The sequence below is a fragment of the Deltaproteobacteria bacterium genome (assembly GCA_016183175.1).
Taxonomy (GTDB): domain Bacteria; phylum UBA10199; class UBA10199; order UBA10199; family SBBF01; genus JACPFC01.
In genome coordinates this window covers 1-2,224 of record JACPFC010000136.1, presented here as the reverse complement: position 1 = coordinate 2,224, position 2,224 = coordinate 1, and the positions used below count along the sequence as shown (strand labels likewise).

The 2,224-nt window shown below is 50.9% G+C and carries 4 protein-coding genes; all 4 read left to right on the top strand.

The window, feature by feature from the left end:
* A partial coding sequence (locus HYU99_12125; GenBank protein ID MBI2341094.1) for an O-methyltransferase occupies positions 1 to 332 on the top strand: 332 nt, incomplete at its 5' end.
* A 1-nt stretch (position 333) separates the two neighbouring features.
* The gene (locus tag HYU99_12120; protein ID MBI2341093.1) at positions 334 to 1,236 is read left to right on the top strand and encodes a DUF4438 domain-containing protein; all 903 of its coding nucleotides are present in this window, start codon (positions 334 to 336) and stop codon (positions 1,234 to 1,236) included.
* 68 nt (positions 1,237 to 1,304) lie between these two features.
* Positions 1,305 to 1,769, top strand: coding sequence for a peroxiredoxin (locus tag HYU99_12115; GenBank protein ID MBI2341092.1), 465 nt, complete (start codon positions 1,305 to 1,307; stop codon positions 1,767 to 1,769).
* Positions 1,770 to 1,783: 14 nt separating this feature from the next.
* Positions 1,784 to 2,053, top strand: coding sequence for a DUF962 domain-containing protein (locus HYU99_12110; protein ID MBI2341091.1), 270 nt, complete (start codon positions 1,784 to 1,786; stop codon positions 2,051 to 2,053).
* Positions 2,054 to 2,224 lie beyond the last annotated feature (171 nt).

Below are 2,224 nucleotides of genomic sequence, written 5' to 3'. Positions count from 1 at the left end.
TGTGGGGGCGGATTGATTATCAGGTCGGCGAGGCGGTCAACTTTTTAAAAATGGAAAAAGGGCCGTTTGATATCATCTACAATGATATCGACAAGGGGGATTACCCACAGGCGTGGGAGGAGGCGAAGAGGAAGATTCGTCCCGGCGGTCTCTACATCGCCGACAATTGCCTCTGGTTCGGCCGGGTTGTCGAAAATCCGGTGACCGATGATGTAAAACCGGGTTGGACCGAGGCGATCAGGGAACACAACCGGCGGGTCTATGCCGATAAAAATTTTGATGTCACTCTCATTCCAATGCGGGACGGGATAATCGTGGCGCGGAGGAAATAAAATGTTGAAAACGAATTCAGACCGTTTGGTCCAATTCGCCCTTCAGGGAAACATCATTCCCCCCGTTGCCTTCGGGTGGGAAGTAACCCGGCGCGGTGAAGGGCTCATGCTCCCTTCCGTTGGCGGAATTACCTACAACGTAAAAGTCGGCGACTCCGTCTTTGGTTTTGAGGCCGATCATGTAGAACCGGGACTTTCGCTGATCGCGGGAGGCTATAACGACCGGCGGACCGCCAACCCAAACCTCGGCTTCAATATCTACACCTGCATCGGTAACGAGGCGCGGGTGGTGAACGGCAAGGCCAAGGGAAAAAAGGGGACGGTGATCGGTCACCATGGCGGAGTCGAACATGTGCTGGCCGATTTTCCCGATGAGGTTTTGGATCAACTGACCTACGACGACAAAATTATGATTCGCGGCGTGGGGCAGGGATTGAAGCTTGTTGATTATCCGGATATTACGATTACCAGCCTTGATCCCGAACTGCTCAAGAAAATCCCGATTAAAACAAAATCGAAATCGATAGCGGTTCCTGTGGTGGCCACTGTACCGGCGGAGCTGATGGGCTCTGGTTTGGGGCATAACGATTCTTTCAAGGGGGATTATGACATTCAAACGAGCGATCCGTCGATCCTCAAGAAATACCGGCTCGAAAATTTGAGGTTTGGCGACTTGGTGGCGGTTATCGATCACGAATCGACGTTTGGCTGGTCCTATAAAAAGGGGGCGGTTTCCATCGCCGTTGTCGTTCACGGCAATTCATTTCTGGCCGGGCATGGGCCGGGGGTGCAGACGATATTTACTTCCCGCAATGGCCTGATCGAACCGGTTCCCGATAAGAAGGCAAATATCGGAAACTATCTGGGCATCGGTCGAATGGTCAAAAAACGGAGAAAAAGATAAGCGTGAAACCCAAACGCATTTTGGCGTTTTTGGTTTTAATCGGTAGCCTGTCGGAAGGAAAAGAAGTTATGGCTTCGGAAACAAAAGTCAAAGTCGGCGATGCCGCCCCTGATTTTACCCTTCAAAACCAGGAAGGAAAACCGGTCCGCCTGAAGGATTTTTTGGGGAAGAAAAATGTCGTCCTCTATTTCTACCCGAAAGACGAAACGCCGGGGTGTACCAAAGAGGCGTGCGCCTTTCGCGATTCATACGAGGTTTTCAAAGATCAAGGGACCGAAATCATCGGTGTCAGCTCGGATACGGCCTCTTCGCATCAAAAGTTCGCGGCCCATCATCGCCTCCCCTTTATTCTTGTAAGCGACGAAGGGGGAAAGGTCCGAAAACTCTATGGCGTCGGCTCCACCTTGGGTCTCATTCCCGGCCGCGTCACCTATGTCATCGACAAAAAAGGGGTGGTGCGGCATGTTTTTTCTTCCCAATTCAACGCCGCCCGGCATGTGGAAGAAGCGCTGGAGATTTTGAAGGGGCTGTGACACGATGGGGATTGATGGGTTATCTGGAAACATATCGCAATACGCATCAACATCCCGTCAACAAGGCGCTTCACACCATCGGCATTCCGATAATTGTCGTGTCGCTTCCCCTTTTTATCTGGGACTGGCGCTGGGGGCTGGGGTTGTTTGTTGTCGGCTGGATCATCCAGTTTATTGGTCACGCGTTTGAAAAGAAAAAACCGGCTTTTTTTTCCGATCCGATGTATCTCATCATCGGCCCTTTCTGGTGGGTAAAGAAATTGTTTGGCGGAACCAAGAAATAAATCTACAACCAGTTTTCCACTGACAAATTTGGAATGGACTCGAAGTGTTTTAGATTATTGGTGACGATTGTCAGGCTTTTGGCCCTGGCAATGGCGGCAACCAACATATCAATAGCCCCGATCGGTTTGCCTTTGGTTGTCAGGGTCTGCTTTATGGAGGCAAATTCACGG

Excerpts from the sequence above, each read along its gene's own strand:
- HYU99_12110 (MBI2341091.1), top strand. The coding sequence starts at position 1,784 with ATGGGTTATCTGGAAACATATCGCAATACGCATCAACATCCCGTCAAC.
- HYU99_12120 (MBI2341093.1), top strand. The coding sequence starts at position 334 with ATGTTGAAAACGAATTCAGACCGTTTGGTCCAATTCGCCCTTCAGGGA.
- HYU99_12115 (MBI2341092.1), top strand. The coding sequence starts at position 1,305 with ATGGCTTCGGAAACAAAAGTCAAAGTCGGCGATGCCGCCCCTGATTTT.